The organism is Maritimimonas sp. 2405UD52-3 (assembly GCF_056591715.1).
The window spans coordinates 133,009-151,086 of record NZ_JBWQOL010000007.1; the positions used below are offsets into that span (position 1 = coordinate 133,009).

The 18,078-nt window shown below is 32.9% G+C and carries 17 protein-coding genes; 10 read left to right on the forward strand and 7 right to left on the reverse strand.

The annotated features are described in order from the left end of the window. Positions 1-56 precede the first annotated feature (56 nt). The gene (locus AC1EU5_RS14960) at positions 57-992 is read right to left on the reverse strand and encodes a T9SS type A sorting domain-containing protein (RefSeq protein WP_480193225.1); all 936 of its coding nucleotides are present in this window, start codon (positions 990-992) and stop codon (positions 57-59) included. A 72-nt stretch (positions 993-1,064) separates the two neighbouring features. Between AC1EU5_RS14960 and AC1EU5_RS14965 the strand changes: the two genes are divergently transcribed. Next, the gene (locus tag AC1EU5_RS14965; RefSeq protein WP_480193226.1) at positions 1,065-1,739 is read left to right on the forward strand and encodes an SCO family protein; all 675 of its coding nucleotides are present in this window, start codon (positions 1,065-1,067) and stop codon (positions 1,737-1,739) included. Positions 1,740-1,771: 32 nt separating this feature from the next. Here the strand turns inward: AC1EU5_RS14965 and AC1EU5_RS14970 are convergent, their stop codons facing one another. The 5 genes from AC1EU5_RS14970 to AC1EU5_RS14990 form a co-directional block, all read right to left on the reverse strand. Continuing rightward, a complete protein-coding gene (locus tag AC1EU5_RS14970) occupies positions 1,772-3,781 on the reverse strand; it encodes a transglutaminase domain-containing protein (RefSeq protein ID WP_480193227.1) in 2,010 nt (669 codons plus the stop codon). Positions 3,782-3,784: 3 nt separating this feature from the next. After that, positions 3,785-5,689 (reverse strand): DUF3857 domain-containing protein, encoded by a 1,905-nt coding sequence (locus AC1EU5_RS14975; protein ID WP_480193228.1) that lies wholly within the window; start codon positions 5,687-5,689, stop codon positions 3,785-3,787. A gap of 38 nt (positions 5,690-5,727) precedes the next feature. Beyond that, positions 5,728-6,180, reverse strand: a complete 453-nt coding sequence (gene dtd, locus AC1EU5_RS14980; protein ID WP_480193229.1) for a D-aminoacyl-tRNA deacylase — start codon at positions 6,178-6,180, stop codon at positions 5,728-5,730. A 2-nt stretch (positions 6,181-6,182) separates the two neighbouring features. Next, positions 6,183-7,121 carry a ribosome small subunit-dependent GTPase A gene (rsgA, locus tag AC1EU5_RS14985; protein WP_480193269.1) on the reverse strand — a complete coding sequence of 313 codons (939 nt, stop codon included), beginning with the start codon at positions 7,119-7,121 and terminating at the stop codon, positions 6,183-6,185. 103 nt (positions 7,122-7,224) lie between these two features. Further along, positions 7,225-9,252 carry a dipeptidyl-peptidase 3 family protein gene (locus AC1EU5_RS14990; RefSeq protein WP_480193230.1) on the reverse strand — a complete coding sequence of 676 codons (2,028 nt, stop codon included), beginning with the start codon at positions 9,250-9,252 and terminating at the stop codon, positions 7,225-7,227. 86 nt (positions 9,253-9,338) lie between these two features. On the opposite strand from AC1EU5_RS14990, the gene AC1EU5_RS14995 reads away from it, so the two are divergent. Next, positions 9,339-10,373: an SRPBCC family protein gene (locus tag AC1EU5_RS14995; protein WP_480193231.1), complete on the forward strand. Its 1,035-nt coding sequence runs from the start codon at positions 9,339-9,341 to the stop codon at positions 10,371-10,373. Between the two features lie 33 nt (positions 10,374-10,406). On the opposite strand, the gene AC1EU5_RS15000 is transcribed toward AC1EU5_RS14995, so the two are convergent. Beyond that, complete coding sequence (locus AC1EU5_RS15000) at positions 10,407-10,970, reverse strand: DNA-3-methyladenine glycosylase I (protein ID WP_480193232.1); 564 nt, start codon at positions 10,968-10,970, stop codon at positions 10,407-10,409. 62 nt (positions 10,971-11,032) lie between these two features. Between AC1EU5_RS15000 and AC1EU5_RS15005 the strand changes: the two genes are divergently transcribed. From AC1EU5_RS15005 to AC1EU5_RS15040, 8 genes are read left to right on the forward strand one after another with little or no spacing between them, the layout of a single operon-like run. Continuing rightward, positions 11,033-12,148, forward strand: a complete 1,116-nt coding sequence (locus AC1EU5_RS15005; RefSeq protein ID WP_480193233.1) for an NAD(P)/FAD-dependent oxidoreductase — start codon at positions 11,033-11,035, stop codon at positions 12,146-12,148. Positions 12,149-12,161: 13 nt separating this feature from the next. Next, entirely contained in the window at positions 12,162-12,689 is a 528-nt protein-coding gene (locus tag AC1EU5_RS15010) for a YceI family protein (protein WP_480193234.1), read from the forward strand. Continuing rightward, positions 12,690-13,826, forward strand: a complete 1,137-nt coding sequence (locus tag AC1EU5_RS15015) for an NAD(P)/FAD-dependent oxidoreductase (protein WP_480193235.1) — start codon at positions 12,690-12,692, stop codon at positions 13,824-13,826. Beyond that, positions 13,823-14,533, forward strand: a complete 711-nt coding sequence (locus tag AC1EU5_RS15020) for a methyltransferase domain-containing protein (RefSeq protein WP_480193236.1) — start codon at positions 13,823-13,825, stop codon at positions 14,531-14,533. The genes AC1EU5_RS15015 and AC1EU5_RS15020 overlap by 4 nt, the downstream gene beginning before the upstream one ends. Then, positions 14,534-15,586, forward strand: coding sequence for a type III polyketide synthase (locus AC1EU5_RS15025; RefSeq protein WP_480193237.1), 1,053 nt, complete (start codon positions 14,534-14,536; stop codon positions 15,584-15,586). Further along, positions 15,580-16,374, forward strand: coding sequence for an enoyl-ACP reductase FabI (locus tag AC1EU5_RS15030; protein WP_480193238.1), 795 nt, complete (start codon positions 15,580-15,582; stop codon positions 16,372-16,374). The genes AC1EU5_RS15025 and AC1EU5_RS15030 overlap by 7 nt, the downstream gene beginning before the upstream one ends. Before the next feature lie 2 nt (positions 16,375-16,376). Continuing rightward, positions 16,377-16,811 carry a 3-hydroxyacyl-ACP dehydratase FabZ family protein gene (locus tag AC1EU5_RS15035; RefSeq protein ID WP_480193239.1) on the forward strand — a complete coding sequence of 145 codons (435 nt, stop codon included), beginning with the start codon at positions 16,377-16,379 and terminating at the stop codon, positions 16,809-16,811. Next, the gene (locus AC1EU5_RS15040; RefSeq protein ID WP_480193240.1) at positions 16,808-18,076 is read left to right on the forward strand and encodes a beta-ketoacyl-[acyl-carrier-protein] synthase family protein; all 1,269 of its coding nucleotides are present in this window, start codon (positions 16,808-16,810) and stop codon (positions 18,074-18,076) included. The genes AC1EU5_RS15035 and AC1EU5_RS15040 overlap by 4 nt, the downstream gene beginning before the upstream one ends. The last annotated feature ends 2 nt before the right edge of the window (positions 18,077-18,078 follow it).

Below are 18,078 nucleotides of genomic sequence, written 5' to 3' on the forward strand. Positions count from 1 at the left end.
ATTTTAGAGTTAAAAACAGCTTTGTTAATTGGGTTAAATAGACGTTAAATTTTGGTCTATTTTTTAAGGATTGTCTTTTGAAGTGTTCCCTTAGAAGTCTCGATTTTAACTAAATGTACCCCTAAAGCTAAGGGTTCCAAATTAATGGTCGTAGTCAATGCGTCTGTTTTTTCAAGTACTAATTTGCCCAACATGTTATAAATAGATACTCTTTCTACTATAGCTTCGCTCGTATTTCGAATCTGAAAATCACTAGTTGCGGGGTTAGGGAATAAAGTGATTGTGGCATTGAGCTTTTCTTGATCAACACCCAATTTTACACTATTGTTGCTTGAAATCAAATGATGTTCGGGGTCAATAATAACTTGTTCCACTTTAAATGAAATATTACCAGTAAAATTTTGATCATTATCACTTACCTCCAATCGTATCAATTTTGATTCCCCATTAGTACCTTGTACTTCAATAGGAACTGGCAGTTCATAAAAAATGGCATCAGCATCCTTTTGCGTTTGCTTTAAAGAAAAATGCATGTCGCCTGAACTCTTGTTTTGAAACCAAGTAATTTCATATGATGGATGTCCATTTCCTTTAAACCAATCGTTAAAAAAAAAGGTTAATTCTTCACCACTTATGTCTTCAAGATAGTATTTAAAATCTTCAAGATCGGCTGTGCTATTTTCTTTAACTAAATATGATTTATAATTTTCAATACCCTTATAAAAAGCTTTGTCACCAATTTTATATTTCAGCATATGCAATATCATAGCCATTTTAGAGTAGTTAACCTTTGGAATATTTGCATCTGAAGTAATTCTTTGAATTGTTTCCTTTCTCCAGTCTGTTCGGTCCGTATCAAAGGTTGCAAAAGAATTATCTTCTATAGAATTTAATAATTCAGACAGATAAGAATTTTGAAGACTTATATTACTATTTTGACTAAAGACAATAGCCGAAAATAACAACACGCATATTTGTACAAATCTATTCATAGCAATAACTTTGCAGTATGTTTGAGTGATTGGGGAGTAGGTTAGTGTACACAAATATAAAAAAAACTGTCAATGAATGGCTTATTAAATAAAAAATCAATATCAACATTATTGTTTATAGGGCTTATTTTTGGTTTGGCAGTAATCATTGGCAATTATTTATTGACTCCTAAAGAACGTTTACCTGTATATAGCCCATCAGATGTAAACCCTAGATTGGTAGATTATTCATTACAACACAAAAAGAGCAATCATATAATTGCCAACTTTAAATTAATCAATCAAAAGGGCGATACTGTTACTAACAAGAACTACGAAGGCAAGATTTATGTGGCCGATTTTTTCTTTACCAGATGTGCTACCATTTGCCCCATCATGACGAATAACATGGGGACTTTACAAGAGCATTTTAAAGATGATAAAGAGATTATGTTTTTATCACATTCTGTAACCCCCGTTATGGACAGCGTCCCTATTTTAAAGCAATATGCAAAAGACAAGGGTGTTATTGACGAAAAATGGAATGTAACTACTGGTGATAAAAAGCATATTTACGATTTAGCTCGTAAATCTTATTTTGCCGTCTTAGATGAAGGAGATGGAGGCGTACAAGATTTTATTCATACTGAACAATTTGTTCTGGTTGATAAAAAACGGCGAATTAGGGGGTTCTACGACGGTACTGATAAAAAAGATATGGAGAGGGTTATAAAAGACATAAATGTTCTAAAAAAAGAAAACAAATAAAAACCCCCAATGAATTCGTTGAGTTTTTATTTTTACATTTTGGTTAAAACAACTTTTTCAAGTTGCTTATCAATCACCATTTTATAAAATTCTTTTAAAGATTTATAATACTCAGGTGTTAAAATAGGAGTTTTTATTTCCATGTTAGACAATACTTGTATTTTATCGTCTGTAGTCGCAATAATAAATTTATAAGAACCTAAATTATCAGGTAATGCATATGCGCCATTTTCTGGTTTTGATTCTATTGTATAACCTTCGGGTATTGTTATGTTTATAGAATACTTTTCTTCCCAAGCTGATGTGAAATCTATAGGATACTTCCTGTCTTCTAATTTAAAAGGATTTTCTTTTTCTGTTAAAAAGAGTAGCGGAGAAAAATACATTTTATCTCCTATAATCTCAACTTGATTGTCGGCTTCAAAATTTATTGTATGCATCAGTGGTTTACCAATATCCTCTTTATTTCTAACTTTTAACTCTGTAATTTCAATACCGTCATTCTTTTCTTCAAGTTGTCCAATTAAATCTTCCTCACTTAGTTTGTTATATTTATTACGATAGTTCAAAGCAGATAAGTTGTCGTAGCTCACTCTGTAAGACCCGCTTAATAAAGCTTCAGTATCTATTTTGGCATTTAAATAGATTTTTTCAGAAGTAGCTTTATTGGGAAACAAATTTACTGATGTAGATTTACCGTCATCACTAACAATTCTACCTTGCCAGTTTAAATCTCTAACTGGTAAAATATTAGGTAAGCTATATTTTTCGGTCGCATCTAATAAAATCATATCATCTTGAGCCTGGACACATGCAATGACATAATTAAAGCCTTCACTTGTTGGGAAGAGGGGAATACCATGATCACGTGTACTTACTAAAACGGGGTTAGCTTTAAGACCAGCTTCACGAAGCATAGCAACTAAGGTTAAATTAATTTCAGCAACATTACCGGTTCCGTCTTTATAAGCTTTTTTTACCCCTTTATCACAATACTTACTTTGATAATTATCCCACTTAATTTTATCCTTAACAAATTGAAAAATTTTAATAATTTTTTCTTGTGCTGGAGCAGTTTTGCTTACTAATGAAGCTAAATCATCTTTAAAATGCGAAGTTTTTTTTAGTTGCTCTCCAAAATTTGAATTTTTATAAATTGTCTCAGTCACATTTTCCCAAGTAGTATTATAATACTTATGTGATCCATATTTAGGCTTATAAGCCGTTATTTCAAATTCTAAGGTAGATATATAATTATCTAAGTTGTTTACATATGGTTCTTTAACGAGCGCAGGTATATCCTTTTGAAAGCAGTGAATAACATTTGACTGATAATCAATTTTATCTTGACTGAAAGTAGTAGTAGCAACTCGACCATCGCTTCTATTTTTAGAATTTAAAATTACATTTGAAGCTTTCGTACTTTTATTAATGTTAATTGGTAAAAAACCTTTAGACTTGTTTTTGAATATAAAAAATTCTGGCGTGGTTACTTTTGTGTCTATATATTTTATTGGGATCGTATATTGGAAAACCATATCATTAATATTCCAATAGTAGGGAGAAGTAATGGTGTATTCCCATTCAATAACGCTACCCTCAGTTAAATTAGGCATTGTAAATTTTTTACTTTTCCAATATTTATTTACTTCTTCATCAAATATTTCTTTATTACTCAGTTTGATCTTTTCAATTTTACCATCAATTAAATTAAAGGTATATGCCTTTATAGATGCACTTTCATCTTCATCAGCCTTGTAAAGATTTATTTTTTTTGTTGCCCAATCATAACCTTCTTTATTGTAAATTTTAATGCGTTCATGAATTCTAGTTTTCAATTCCCAGCCATTACCCTGATTGTATTTATAAAAGGTTCTTCTTTTTTTGTATAAAATAGCTGCATTAGCACTAGAGTCTAAAGGGTAGAATTTTTCTTCCAGTTCTTGCTTTGAGACTTTTCCAAATTTTACACTTTGAGAAAAAGTTAAATGAATAGAAAATAACAAGAATAAAAGAGTGGCTATTGTAGGTTGCTTATACATGGTTTATTTTTTTATGAGTACTATTTTGGTTTTGTCGTATTTTGCTATTTTTTTTCTAAAATTTCTATACGCATTGTAGTCTTCTTTTGGGTGAAATCCCTTTTTAAGAGAGAACACCCTTGAATATTTTAATTTTTTATCAGAAATCTTTTCTATTGAGAATTTATATGCTCCAAATTTATTTTCTATTGTAATATCTTCTGGTAAAGCCTCTATTTTGTACTCTTCTGGTAAAGTAATTTCAAATACATCGTTATCTACAAAGCCTCTTGAAATTTTTAGAGGTAGTTTTCTGCTTCTATATCTTTTAGGAATTTTAGAAACTCTATTAAAAGTATTTGCAATAAATAGCATTCTGTCTCCGCTAAACGTAGCATAGTCTTGGGCTTGTATGATTACACTTTCTTTAAAAATTATACTATCTCTATCATTAGAAAAGTTGTAATCATTAACAATAATATTATTTAGATAAGGCCAATAGTCGTTCTTGTAATATTGTTTTACTTCTCTTTCAGGCTTGTTTTCCAAATCATAATGTTGGTTATATTGAATACCAGCAGAATTAATTTTCACCTCACCTTTAATATCACCCTGATCATTTATTTTGTATTTGGCAAATGTGTTTTGAAAACTTTCATTATCTTTTTGAATATTAGTATGTTTTATTTCTCCGCCTTCAGGCTTTATTATCAATACATCTCTATCATCTGTAAAAGTACCTTGATATCCAAAAGGTACGGTTTGACTTGTACATTCTAGCCAATAATCTCTTTCTTTAGCAGGAACATATAAAAAGGCATGATTTCCCTGTACGGAAACAATATCTTTTTCTATGTTTATAATATTTCTGTCGCCATAAACTGCAGTATAATAGGATTCTACACCAACTTCATCCATTAATGCTTTTGTATAATTCGTCAACGCTTTACAATCTCCATAACTCAATTTATCTACATCGCTTGCCAGCATTGGCATCCAACCACCAATACCTACTTGTACACTTATATACCTCGTCTTTTTCTGCACAAAGTCATAGACAATTTTTGCTTTTTTTACAGGGTCATCTATTCCTTTTACTAAATTCTTGATGTTCATTTTTGCACTCTCTGGCAATTCCATTCTATTGGCGATGAGATTGTCATACATCCATTTACCAAATTCTTTCCAGCTGTCAGCTTCACCATCATAACCTTCTAAATGGAATTTATTGGAGGCGAGCATAGCATAAGGCAAAATTTCCAGATAAGATGGTGAATAAACTTCGTATTTAATTGCTAGGGCATTATTAATTTTATACGAAATTTTAGAGTTTGTTGATTTTTTAACAACGTTAAATTCTTCAAATTTTTTCTCAGAACTTTTCAAGTCAATATCGTCTGGAAAACTTATAGTATAAGTGCTTTTTTGTATGCTCTGGTTATAAGAATCAAAAGGATACCATCTATTTATAAAAGCCGTATTAGGGGTTTCAATCTCATACTCATAGCTAATAGTATATGGGTAAGAAGTTGGCACATATCGATAATACTTTATTCTACCATCATTAAATAGAGAAATCCCATCTGCCGCTGCATAATCTTTAATATCTTTCTTAGAAACCTTATGTACTTCAGCACCTAGAGAATTATAAATAAAAATTTTTAATGACTTTACTTTTCTGTTTTTATCGTAATGAACTGTGATTTTTGACTGATCATCCCCGAGTTCATTTAATACTGTGATAGCCTTTTTAATTTTCACTATCATTTTTCTCTGAGAAACTAAGTCAATATTAGTTTCATCAAAACGAATAACAGAATTAGCGTTTTTTGTAAGGCTATCAGGTATACTTAGGACGCTCAGGTCTTGAGCATATAATGATTGGGCGTTATAAATTAGTACAATAAGCAGTAATCCTATACTTTTCATAGCTGAAGGATAGTTTAGCGAAAGACCAAATATAGAAATTATTCTCTATTCTTCGAATCTATACTAATTGTTACTGGCCCGTCATTCAATAATGCAACTTTCATATCCGCACCAAAAATGCCTGTACCTACTTTCTTGTTCAAATTATTCTCTAATGTTTGAATAAATTTTTCATAAAGCGGAATAGCAATTTCTGGTTTTGCTGCTTTAATATAAGAAGGTCTGTTTCCTTTTTTTGTAGAAGCGTGTAGCGTAAATTGACTCACAACAATAACCTCACCATCTATATCTAAAATTGACTTATTCATAACATTGTTTTCGTCATTAAAAATGCGCAGATTGACAATTTTTTTACAGAGCCATTCTAGATCGTCCATCATATCATCATTTGTAATTCCTAATAAAATAAGTAATCCTTTTTCAATAGAACTTATTTCTTTTCCCTCTACGCTTACAGAGGCTTTGCTCACACGCTGAATAACAACTCGCATACTTAGGCGTAATGATCTATTCTGTAGTTTTCATCTTCATCTTCTAGCAATTGAAGATAACTTCTGTATCTAGAAAAAGCAATTTCTTCCTTTTCTACAGCATTTAATATAGCACAGCTAGGCTCATTAACATGCAAGCAATTGTTGAATTTACATTCACTTTTAATAGCCAGAATCTCAGGGAAGTAATCTCCAACTTCATCTTTTTCAAAATCCACTACGCCGAATCCTTTAATACCCGGTGTATCTATAATATATCCACCAAAAGGTAATTCAAACATCTCAGCAAACGTGGTGGTGTGTTGACCTTGCCTATGCTGTGAAGAAATTTCAGCTGTTTTCAGGTTGAGATCAGGCGCAATTTTATTAATAAGTGTAGATTTGCCAACACCAGAATGTCCTGAAAACATATTCACACGGCCTTCCATAATTTTTTTAAGTTTGCCAATATTTATGTTATCAATGGCAGAAACATCAAGGCATTCATAGCCTATATTTCGATAAATTTCTTGTAGTTTATGCTTCTCTTTTACCAGCTCTTTGCTATAAATGTCTAGTTTGTTAAACAAAAGAATTGCAGGAATAGAATAAGCCTCTGCAGTAGCTAGAAAACGGTCAATGAAGCTTGTGAAAGTTTCAGGTTCTTTTAAGGTCACCAGTAAAAATACCTGATCAATATTAGCAGCAATAATATGTGTTTGCTTTGATAGGTTAACAGATTTTCGGATAATGTAATTCTTACGATCATGAATGTTTGTAATAAGTCCATTCTTTGAATCACTTTCTAATTCAAGATCAACTAAATCACCTACCGTCACAGGATTAGTACTTTTGATTCCTTGAATCCTAAATTTTCCACGAATTCTACACTGAATGTAAACTCCATCTTTTGTTCTTACCGTGTACCAGCTTCCGGTTGATTTGGTTACAACACCTGTCATATTCATAAAAGCAAAGCTATCAAATTTATAATCAACTTATAATAAAAAAATCCGCTCCTTTTAAGAAACGGATTTTTGATCGATTTCTCTGTTAAAAAAGTGTCTAATTTTCTTCCGGTAAATTGCTATACTTTTTTGAATAGTCTAGCATTTGTTCTTCAAAAGATGTCGGTTGAACTACTTTAATTACAGTAATTTCTCCTGTATCATTAGTTTCTGGAACTAAAACAGGATTCACAAAACCACTATAAGGAGCAGCTTTGAACTTACTATTACGTTCTAAAACCTCTTTATGAATATCTTGATCTACTTTTACACCGTATGTCTCCACTAACGTTTTTGCCGCCTCATAGTCTCCCTCTGATTTTATACGCTGTGTTTCTTTTAATAATTGTCCAAATAATTCACGTAGTTTGACATAGTCTTTAACATTAAAATACGTTTTTCCATCTCTGGTTATTTTTTCAATTACACCATCTTCCCGACCTTTTTCAAATGCCCAAGCTGAAATCCATTGTCTGTTGCGCATGTGCGCCTCTTCTACGTCTGCTCCAGGTTCTAAACGTACTAATTGGGTCATCAAACCATTTCTAATATACCCATCGTAAGCAGCTTTCCCTGTCGCTTCCCAATCTTCAACAAGTCCAAGTTCTTGCAACTTAGGGTCCATCAAATAATACAAGCCAATTAAATCAGCCCTACCTTCTTCTAAGGTTGAAGCATAGCTTTTAAGTGTTTCTTTTGGTGTACCTATGCCTTCATTAATTTTACCTGATGCATGACCAACAACTTCATGTAAGGCAGTATGCAATTTATCTGCTAACTTTCCATACTTTTCTTCTAATTCAATTTCTTCTTCGTCATATGCAAACTCTTTCAAACGTCCTGAACCTCCGGCATTTCCATAGGCACTAGTAATATTTCCTAGTGAAACCGACTTTGAACCATGTTCCTGGCGAATCCAATTATTATTGGGTAAGTTAACACCAATAGGTGTACTTGGTGACGCATCACCCGCTTCTCCAGCAACGTTTATAGTTTTGTAAGAAACACCTACAACATTCTCTTTTTTATGAGCAGGGTCTAAGGGTGCATTATCTTCAAACCATTGTGCATATTCTGAGAGTACAGCCATTTTCTTTGACATATCAAAATCTTTGATTTCAACGATGGTTTCATAAGAACCTTTATAACCTTTAGGATCATTATATACCTCAATAAAGCCATTGATCCAGTCAATATTTCCGTCAGTAGATTCCACCCAGGCGATAGCATAATCATCCCAAATTTTTAAATCACCTGTTTGATAATACTTGATTAATAAGTCTATGGCTTTGGCTTGTTTTTCATTTTCAGCAACATCTTTTGCCTTTTCGAGCCAGTAGATTATTTTATCTATGGCATTGCCATACATACCACGAGATTTCCAAACTTTTTCAACTAGTTTGCCATTTTCTTTTACTAATTTAGTATTTAACCCTTTTTCTATAGGTCTTTTTTTGTCTACTTCAATAGCACCATAGTAAGCATCTACATCTGCTTGAGTTACATCTGGTCCGTAGAAGTTAATAGCTGATTCTAGAACAATATCAGCATCCTTTGAAAGGTTTACTTTTTTAGTGTCTTTATCATTAAAAATAACATTAAATGCTTCCCGATCTAAGCTGGTTTTAGTTGCTTCCAACAAAGTTTTAAAATAATCTGAGGTAAAAGCAGGTTTGATTTTATCATTAGAATAATGATGATGAATACCATTTGAAAACCATACGCGTTTTAAATACGTCTCAAAAGCTTTCCAATCATTAGTACTTTTATCACCTTCAAAAGAGGTGTAAATATTTTCAAGTGCTTTTCTAATTTTTAAGTTATGACGATAATTCTGATCCCACATAATATCACGACCAGCTAAGCCTGCTTGGGTAAGATAATATACCAACTTTTGTTCTTTTAAGGACAGTTCCTCAAAACCGGGAATCTGATATCTTAAAATTCTTAAATCAGCAAACTGATCAACTAAATACTCAAATTTTTCAGGCTCTTTTTCAGAAATCTCTTCTTTCGGTTCTTTTTCTTTACAAGACCATAATAGACTTATAATCAGAATACTATAAATGAATTGTTTTAAGTGCATTTGTTTAATTTTTATGTCGCTCAAAGGTAAATAAAATTGACTTAATTATTTATATTTGTGGTCATTATAACCTAACTTAACGAACTATGAAGATTCTAAAATATCTGCTACTGCTTTTATTGGTGGTAGTAATTGGTGGGGCAATTTATGTTGCTACGCTTGATAGTAATTATGATGTAAAACGCTCTAAAATAATCAAAGCACCTGCTGCTATTGTGTTCAACAATGTCAATGATTATAAGAACTGGCCAGAATGGTCGCCATGGCTTGAACAAGAGCCTCAAGCTACCGTCACTTATGGAGATATTTCAAAAGGAGTTGGAGGAACTTATGGATGGAATGGTGAAATACTAGGAGAAGGGAGTATGGAGACACTAGCATCTGTACCAAATGAGTCAATTGATCAAAAGATTAAATTTGTTAAACCTTTTGAATCAGAATCTGATATTTACTGGACATTTTCACCTGTTGAAAATGGTACAGCTACAGAAGTAACCTGGGGTATGAAAGGCGAAATGGGATTTGTTGACAAAGCTTTTATTACGTTTGGAGGAGGTATGGATAAAATGGTAGGACCAGATTATGAAAGAGGATTATTTAAAATGGATAGTGTACTTACTGCTAGTATGAAAAAATATTCAGTGAAAATTGATGGGGTAACAACCCATAGTGGAGGGTATTATATTTACAATACAACTTCATGTAAAATAGACGAAATGCCGGCTAAGATGGCTGAAATGATGCCTAAAGTAGGGGCATATGCCGCAAAAAATAAAATTACTATGGCCGGACCTGCTTTCTCACTATATCATAAATGGGATCAGGAAAACAACGCGGTAATTTTCTCTTGTGCAGTGCCTGTTACTGAAAAGGTAATTACAGATAGCGATAGTGGAATCTTAACGGGGGAATTGAAACCATTTAAAGCATTAAAAACTACGTTAACAGGTAATTATGAAAACTTATTTGAAGCTTGGACAACTGCAGACAAACATATCAAAGAGAACAATTTAGAAGAAATTCATGGTCATCCAGCTCTTGAAGTATATGCTAATGATCCCATGGAGTTTCCCAATCCGGCTGATTGGATAACAGAAATTTATATCCCTGTTAAAGGATAAAAAAGAAAAAGCGAAACATTTGTTTCGCTTTTTTTATACCTCATTGTATCTAAAACAATCTGTGGTATGGTCATTCACCATACCGGTGGCTTGCATATGTGCATAAATAACGGTAGAACCTACAAACTTGAACCCGCGTTTTTTCATGTCTTTGGAAATAGTATCTGATAACTCCGTAGTCGCCGGTACTTCTTTCATCGTTTTAAAAGAGTTTTTTATCGGTTTTCCATCGATAAACCCCCAAATGTATTTTGAAAAAGAACCAAACTCTTCTTGAGTTTTCATAAAAATTTGCGCGTTAGAGATTGTCGCTTTTATTTTAAGTTTATTTCTGATAATGCCTGCATCTTGTAATAATGAATCGTATTTTGATTCACCATACTTTGCAATTTTTTTATAGTCAAAATTGTCAAACGCCTTTCTAAAATTTTCTCGCTTTCTTAAAATGGTAATCCAACTTAACCCAGCTTGAAAGGTTTCCAAAATTAAAAACTCAAATAATGTTTCATCATCATAAACAGGTTTACCCCATTCTTTATCATGGTATTCCATATATAAAGGATCAGTACCACACCAAGAACATCTTTTTTTATCCATTTCTATCAAAATTTCGTCTAAAGTAACATTTTTAAGGCTAAAAATTCATGTATATTTAAAACATGAATTTCAGTTATTGGGAGCTTAAATCCTGGTTTTCAAATGTAGATTTTACCATAGTAGGTAGTGGTATTGTAGGTCTGAATTGTGCGCTTTATTTGGGAGAGCATTTTCCTAAAGCTAAAATATTAATCCTTGAAAAAGGAATACTCCCACAAGGAGCAAGTACTAAAAATGCTGGTTTTACTTGTTTTGGGAGTTTATCTGAAATCATTGATGATCTTAAGGATCATTCGGAAGATGAGGTTATTGAACTCGTTGAAAAACGTTGGAAAGGCTTGCAATTGCTAAGAAAGAACCTGAGTGATAAGGCAATTGATTTTCAGAAATATGGGGGATATGAGTTGTTTACTGATAGAGCACTTTTAGAAGAATGTGTAGGAAATGAAAAGAGGATTAATGAATTGCTAAAACCCATTTTTGAAAAAGATGTTTTCTCGTTTAAAGAGAACCATTTCGATTTTAAACGCGTAGAAGACAAAATTAGTTATAACCGATTTGAAGGACAGTTAGATACGGGTAAAATGATGGAGGCTTTACTTTATAAAGCGCTATCATCTGGCATAAAAATATTAAACACTATTGAAGTAGAGGATTTTACAAATTTGAAAGATAGTGTTGAAGTTAAAACAGATTACATAGAATTTAAAACGCGAAAACTTTTCATCGCAACCAATGGTTTTGCAAATCAGTTATTGAAAGAAGATGTAAAACCTGCAAGGGCGCAGGTATTAATTACCAAGCCTTTCAAAAACTTACATATTAAAGGAAGTTTTCACTTAGATAAAGGTTATTATTATTTTAGAAATATTGATAATAGAATTTTACTAGGTGGTGGTAGAAATTTAGATTTCAAAACTGAAGAAACAATGAAATTTGGTCAAACTGAGCTAGTACAAAATAAGTTGGAAGAACTTTTAAAAACTATCATTTTACCAAATACTAAATTTGAAATTGATCATGCATGGAGTGGTATTATGGGTGTGGGAAATCAGAAAAAGGCCATTGTTAAGCAACTGGATGAAAATGTGTTTTGCGGAGTACGATTAGGTGGTATGGGCGTGGCTATTGGCAGTAGTATAGGTAAGGAGTTGGCAGAAATCATGTCTAATAATTAAAATAATGAATGTAATGAGAAAAAAAATATCCTACTTTTTAATTTTTGTATTGGTTTTATCGGTTGAAAGTCAGCTTGTTGCTCAAAATTCTAAAGTTACTTTTACTATCAAAAATATGGGTTTTAAAGTGAAAGGTAGTTTTAGTGATGTGTCTATTCAAAGTAATTTTAACAAAAACGACCCTGCAAATAGCTTCATAAACGGAGTTATTCAGGTAAAATCAATCAGCACTAAGAATAAGAAAAGAGATAAGCACTTACTTGAAGACGATTATTTTGATGAACCTAAGTTTAAACAAATTAAATTAAAATCTACCAAGATTGAGAAATCTACTACTAATGGGTATTTGTTGAAAGCTGATTTAACGATTAAAGATGTGACCAAAAAAGTCTCTATCCCAATAATAGTTATAGAAAATACTTCTTCTGTAACCTTAAAGGCTAATTTTAATCTAAATAGAAGAGACTACGGTGTAGGTGATAAAAGTTGGGTGATGTCAGACACTGTTAAAATTCAAGTAATACATACATTCACTAAATAGTTGGTATATAACACTGAAATAGATGTTGTCATAATTGGCGGAGGTTTAGCAGGATTGATCTCTGCAATTCACCTTTCAAATAATGGACTAGAGGTTGTACTTGTAGAAAAACATGCTTACCCTAGGCATAAGGTTTGCGGAGAATATATATCAAATGAAGTGCTACCTTATCTCAATTCACTTTCATTTGATCCTTTTCAATTTGGGGCGCATTCTATCAATACATTAATGTTGAGTAATAAGAACAACAAAGTTTTAGAAACTGATTTGCCTTTGGGTGGTTTTGGGTTAAGTCGTTTTACTTTGGATTCTGAGTTATTAAAAAGAGCAAAAACTAATGGTGTTGAGGTTATAAATGATAGTGCGACTAATGTGGTTTTTAAAAAAGATTCATTTGTAGTTTCTACAAAAGAAAATAATATATTCAGATCAAAGTTAGTTATTGGTGCTTTTGGCAAAAGATCTAATTTAGATGTGAAGCTGAATAGACCTTTTATAAAAAGGACATCTCCTTATTTAGCGGTTAAATTTCATGCAGAAGGTGAATTCCCTGATCATTTGGTAGGATTACATAATTTTAATGGGGGTTACTGTGGTGTATCAAAGGTGGAGAATGATATCATTAATATATGTTATTTAGCTAGTTATAATTCCTTTAAGAAATTCAAAAGTATTGATGATTTTCAGAAGCAAGTATTTTTTGAGAATCATTTTTTGAAAAAAGTGTTCGAGAATACAGCTTCAGTTTTTGAAAAACCTTTGACCATAAGTCAGGTATCATTTGCAACGAAAAAGCCAATTGAAAACCATATCATAATGTGTGGTGATACAGCCGGAATGATACATCCCTTATGTGGTAACGGCATGGGTATGGCAATTCGATCGGCTCAAATAGCTTCAGAGTTAATAATAGATTACTTTAACGGGAAAATTGTGGATAGGTATGAGTTGGAGAGAAACTATACGAAAGCTTGGAAAAAAGAGTTCAATTCAAGATTGAATACTGGGCATTTATTGGCAAGATTATTTAAGATGAATTATTTTTCAGATATTATGTTAATGAGTTTACAAAGCTTTCCTGCGTTATTGCCAAAAATTATAAGTAGAACACATGGTACAATGCCAGTAACAACATGAGTATATTAGTAGATACAACATATAGAAGTGATGTTACTGAGATCATGGATGATTTTTCTTTTGAAGGTCCATCTTTATATAAAACTTTAGACCAGATAGCATTGATAAATAAATGGTTGGGTGGAAATAAAGTAACTTTAAATGGTGTAAAAGAACTTATTAAAGACTACCCGAAAGAAAGAACAATTACTATTGTTGATTTAGGTTGCGGGGAAGGTGATATGCTACGAATGTTATCAAAGTATGGAACAAAAAGGGGGTTGAAGTTTGAGCTAATTGGGGTCGATGCTAATAAATTTACGATTAATTATGCCAAAAAAAAGTCTGTTGCTTTTCCCGAAATTAAATATGTCTATCAGGATGTTTTTTCTGAAGGTTTCGAAAAGCTATCATATGATATTGTAGTAGCCACTTTATTTTTCCATCATTTTAAAGAAGAAGAAATCGTAGCCTTATTAAAATCTACGTATCATAAAAGTAAATTAGGATTGGTTTTCAATGATTTGCATCGTCATAAAGTTGCATACTATCTTTTTAAATTAGTGAGTGCAGTTATTCAAAATCCTATGGTAACACATGACGGTTTGGCATCTATACTGAGAGGATTTAAAAAAGAAGATTTAGATCAGATTGCTCAAAAAACAAAATTAAAAGGCTCATTAACATGGAAGTGGGCCTTTCGTTATCAATGGATTTTTAAAAAATAAATGGCAGTAAAAATTACAACTGTAGCCAAGCAGCTACCTCAATATACAAGAACTACTAAAGAAATAGTACCCTATTTGAAGAAATGGTTGTCTGGGCAGGAAGAACGATTTCAGCGTAAGGTCCTAAAGATCTTTGAAAATGCCAATGTAGATAGACGTTATTCTATTATGGATGCAGAAGAAGTGTTTCATAATACTTCTTTTGAAGAGAAAAATGATATTTACGTTAAGGAAAGTATCCAGCTTGCTGAACAAGCCTTAAAAAAATCACTTGAAAAAGCGAAGTTGAAGCCTACCGATATTGATTTCATTATTACTGTAAGCTGCACAGGTATTATGATTCCTTCTTTAGATGCTTATTTAATTAATAGGTTGCAAATGAGGCAGGATATTGTGAGACTTCCGGTAACGGAAATGGGTTGTGCAGCCGGGGTCTCCGGAATTATATATGCTAAGAATTTTTTAAAGGCAAATCCAAATAAAAGAGCTGTAGTAATTGCTGTAGAGTCGCCAACAGCAACATTCCAATTAGAAGATTTTTCAATGGTTAATATTGTGAGTGCTGCCATTTTTGGCGATGGTGCTGCAAGTGTGATACTGTCTTCATACGGTGATGATATCGGTCCAGAAATAGTAGATGAGGCTATGTACCATTTTTACGATGCAGAATCTATGATGGGTTTTAAATTGGTAAATACGGGCTTGCAAATGATCTTAGATCAAAAAGTACCAGAAACTATAGCAAAACATTTCCCTGAAATTATTCATCCTTTTTTGCAAAAGAATAATTTGTCAATAGAAGAAATTGATCATTTGATTTTTCACCCGGGTGGAAAGAAAATAGTACAGACAGTTGAGGATTTATTCGGATATTTAGGAAAGAATATAAACGATACGAAAGAAGTATTAAAATTGTATGGTAATATGTCAAGTGTAACCGTATTATACGTATTAGAACGTTTTTTAGACAGGCAGCCATCTAAAGGAGAAAAGGGACTCATGCTCAGTTTTGGCCCTGGATTTTCAGCACAAAGAGTATTATTAGAATGGTAAAAGAATTTGAACATAAGAATTATTGGACTGTTGTTTTAGGAGGTTCAAGTGGCTTAGGTTTGGCTAGTGCTAAAAAATTAGCGCAGCATGGTATGAATATTTGTATTGTGCACAGAAACAGGAGATCAGAGCTTCAGAAAATTGAGGAAGAATTTCAAATGATTAGAAATGAAAATGTTTCCTTGATTACTTTTAATGAAGACGCTTTTAATGAAAGTAAAAGAATAGATATTATTCAAAGATTGCAGGAGGAAGTAGGGCAAGGAAAAATAAGAACCTTGGTGCATAGTGTGGCTAAAGGCAATTTAAAACCGATGGTATCGGATGGAAAACCAAATTTAAAAAATGATGACTTTCATTTAACGATTGATGCCATGGCAATTAGTTTGTATGATTGGACTAAAGAATTACATAAACATAAATTATTTGCAGAGGATGCCCGCATAATTAGTTTTACAAGCGAAGGGAATAGGAAAGCTTGGCGACATTATGCTGCTGTTTCTGCTGCAAAAGTTACACTTGAGGCGATTTCAAGAAATATAGCCTTAGAATTTGCACCTTTTGGTATCAAGTCTAATTGTATACAAGCAGGAGTAACAGATACAGCTTCATTAAGGGCAATTCCCGGTGCTGAAAAGTTAAAAGAACATTCTATAATGAGAAACCCTTATCAACGACTTACAACCCCAGAGGATGTAGCTGATGTTGTATACCTGTTGAGTAAAGATGAGGCAGCTTGGATTAATGGTACCATAATTCCTGTTGATGGGGGAGAACATATACAATAAGTATGACTTTCAAAGAAATTTTGACCTTATTACCATATACAAAGCCTTTTCTCTTTTTGGATGAACTATTAGAAGTTACGGAAAATGGTGTCAAGGGGATATATAAATTGAAAGAGGATGAATTTTTCTATCAAGGTCATTTTAAAGAATATCCTGTAACACCGGGTGTTATTCTAACGGAGATTATGGCGCAAATAGGTGTAGTGTGTTTAGGAATTTATTTATTACAAAATGAACTTAATAATACCGATAAACCAAAAATTGCTTTGACGTCCAATCAAGTAGATTTTTACTTGCCGGTACATCCAGGAGAGCAAGTAACAGCTATATCAAAAAAAGTATATTTTAGATTTAATAAGTTGAAATGTGAAGTGAAATTATTGAATCAAAAGGGAGAATTAGTGTGTAAAGGATTAATCTCCGGAATGCTTAAATGAATAAAAGAGTTGTCATAACAGGACTTGGTGTGGTAGCCCCTAATGCAGTTGGAATCGATGCATTTACATATGCACTCAAAATGGGTAAATCGGGTGTTCAGTTTTATCAAGAACTCAAAGATTTAAATTTCTCCTGTTGTGTAGGGGGAATTCCAGAGGTTAGCGAATATTTAAAACGTCAATATTTTACTGAGCTACAGCTAAAGAGTTTTAATAGCTCGGGTATTCTATATGGCTGTATTGCAGGAATAGACGCTTGGAAAGATGCTGAGTTGCATGTTGATACTGATTCTGTTGATTTTGATTCCGGTACCATTTTTGGAACGGGCACTTCAGGTGTAGAAAAGTTTAGAGAAGCCATTTACAAGCTTGATGATAAAAAAGTGAAACGCTTAGGTAGCACTGTGGTTGCACAGACTATGGCAAGCGGCATAAGCGCCTATCTAGGAGGAATGTTAGGTCTCGGTAATCAGGTTACTACAAATTCTTCCGCATGTGCCACCGGAACGGAAGCCATTTTAATGGGTTATGAACGCATTAAATCAGGTCAGGCAAAACGAATGCTTGTGGGTAGTTGTAGTGATCATGGTCCTTATTTATGGGGAGGTTTTGATGCTATGCGGGTAATGACTTATAAGCATAATGAAATGCCAGAACAAGCTTCAAGGCCAATGAGCGAAACTGCTTCTGGTTTTGTGCCCGGTAGTGGGGCAGGTGCTTTGGTATTAGAATCTTTAGAGAGCGCTTTAGCTAGAAATGCCGTTATTTATGCCGAGGTTTTAGGAGGTGCCGTAAATTCAGGAGGGCAACGGAATGGAGGAACCATGACAGCTCCCAATTCCGTAGCTGTTCAAGAGTGTATCAAAAGAGCCTTGGAGAATTCTGAAACGAAGCCTGAGAATATAGATTTGATAAATGGACATTTAACAGCAACTATTAAAGATCCAGTAGAAATAAAGAATTGGACCGAAGCTCTGCAATTAAAAAATCAAGATTTTCCATATATTCAATCAGTAAAATCTACAATTGGACATTGTCTTGCTGCTGCTGGATCGATAGAAAGTGTAGCTGCTGTATTGCAAATTAAGGAAAGTTTTGTTGCACCGACTATTAACTGTGAAGACTTACATCCTGAAATAATAGGCTTAATAGATAAAAGTAAAATCCCTCAAAAGAAAATAGATCAAGAAATTAATATTGTTGCAAAAGCGAGTTTTGGTTTTGGTGATGTCAATGCTTGTATCCTTTTTAAAAAATATAAATAATA

Excerpts from the sequence above, each read along its gene's own strand:
- AC1EU5_RS14995 (WP_480193231.1), top strand. The coding sequence starts at position 9,339 with ATGAAGATTCTAAAATATCTGCTACTGCTTTTATTGGTGGTAGTAATT.
- AC1EU5_RS14990 (WP_480193230.1), bottom strand. The coding sequence starts at position 9,252 with ATGCACTTAAAACAATTCATTTATAGTATTCTGATTATAAGTCTATTA.
- rsgA (WP_480193269.1), bottom strand. The coding sequence starts at position 7,121 with ATGACAGGTGTTGTAACCAAATCAACCGGAAGCTGGTACACGGTAAGA.
- AC1EU5_RS15005 (WP_480193233.1), top strand. The coding sequence starts at position 11,033 with ATGAATTTCAGTTATTGGGAGCTTAAATCCTGGTTTTCAAATGTAGAT.
- AC1EU5_RS14960 (WP_480193225.1), bottom strand. The coding sequence starts at position 992 with ATGAATAGATTTGTACAAATATGCGTGTTGTTATTTTCGGCTATTGTC.
- AC1EU5_RS15040 (WP_480193240.1), top strand. The coding sequence starts at position 16,808 with ATGAATAAAAGAGTTGTCATAACAGGACTTGGTGTGGTAGCCCCTAAT.
- AC1EU5_RS14970 (WP_480193227.1), bottom strand. The coding sequence starts at position 3,781 with ATGTATAAGCAACCTACAATAGCCACTCTTTTATTCTTGTTATTTTCT.
- dtd (WP_480193229.1), bottom strand. The coding sequence starts at position 6,180 with ATGCGAGTTGTTATTCAGCGTGTGAGCAAAGCCTCTGTAAGCGTAGAG.
- AC1EU5_RS15025 (WP_480193237.1), top strand. The coding sequence starts at position 14,534 with ATGGCAGTAAAAATTACAACTGTAGCCAAGCAGCTACCTCAATATACA.
- AC1EU5_RS15035 (WP_480193239.1), top strand. The coding sequence starts at position 16,377 with ATGACTTTCAAAGAAATTTTGACCTTATTACCATATACAAAGCCTTTT.
- AC1EU5_RS15000 (WP_480193232.1), bottom strand. The coding sequence starts at position 10,970 with ATGGATAAAAAAAGATGTTCTTGGTGTGGTACTGATCCTTTATATATG.
- AC1EU5_RS14965 (WP_480193226.1), top strand. The coding sequence starts at position 1,065 with ATGAATGGCTTATTAAATAAAAAATCAATATCAACATTATTGTTTATA.
- AC1EU5_RS15020 (WP_480193236.1), top strand. The coding sequence starts at position 13,823 with ATGAGTATATTAGTAGATACAACATATAGAAGTGATGTTACTGAGATC.
- AC1EU5_RS14975 (WP_480193228.1), bottom strand. The coding sequence starts at position 5,689 with ATGAAAAGTATAGGATTACTGCTTATTGTACTAATTTATAACGCCCAA.
- AC1EU5_RS15030 (WP_480193238.1), top strand. The coding sequence starts at position 15,580 with ATGGTAAAAGAATTTGAACATAAGAATTATTGGACTGTTGTTTTAGGA.
- AC1EU5_RS15010 (WP_480193234.1), top strand. The coding sequence starts at position 12,162 with ATGAGAAAAAAAATATCCTACTTTTTAATTTTTGTATTGGTTTTATCG.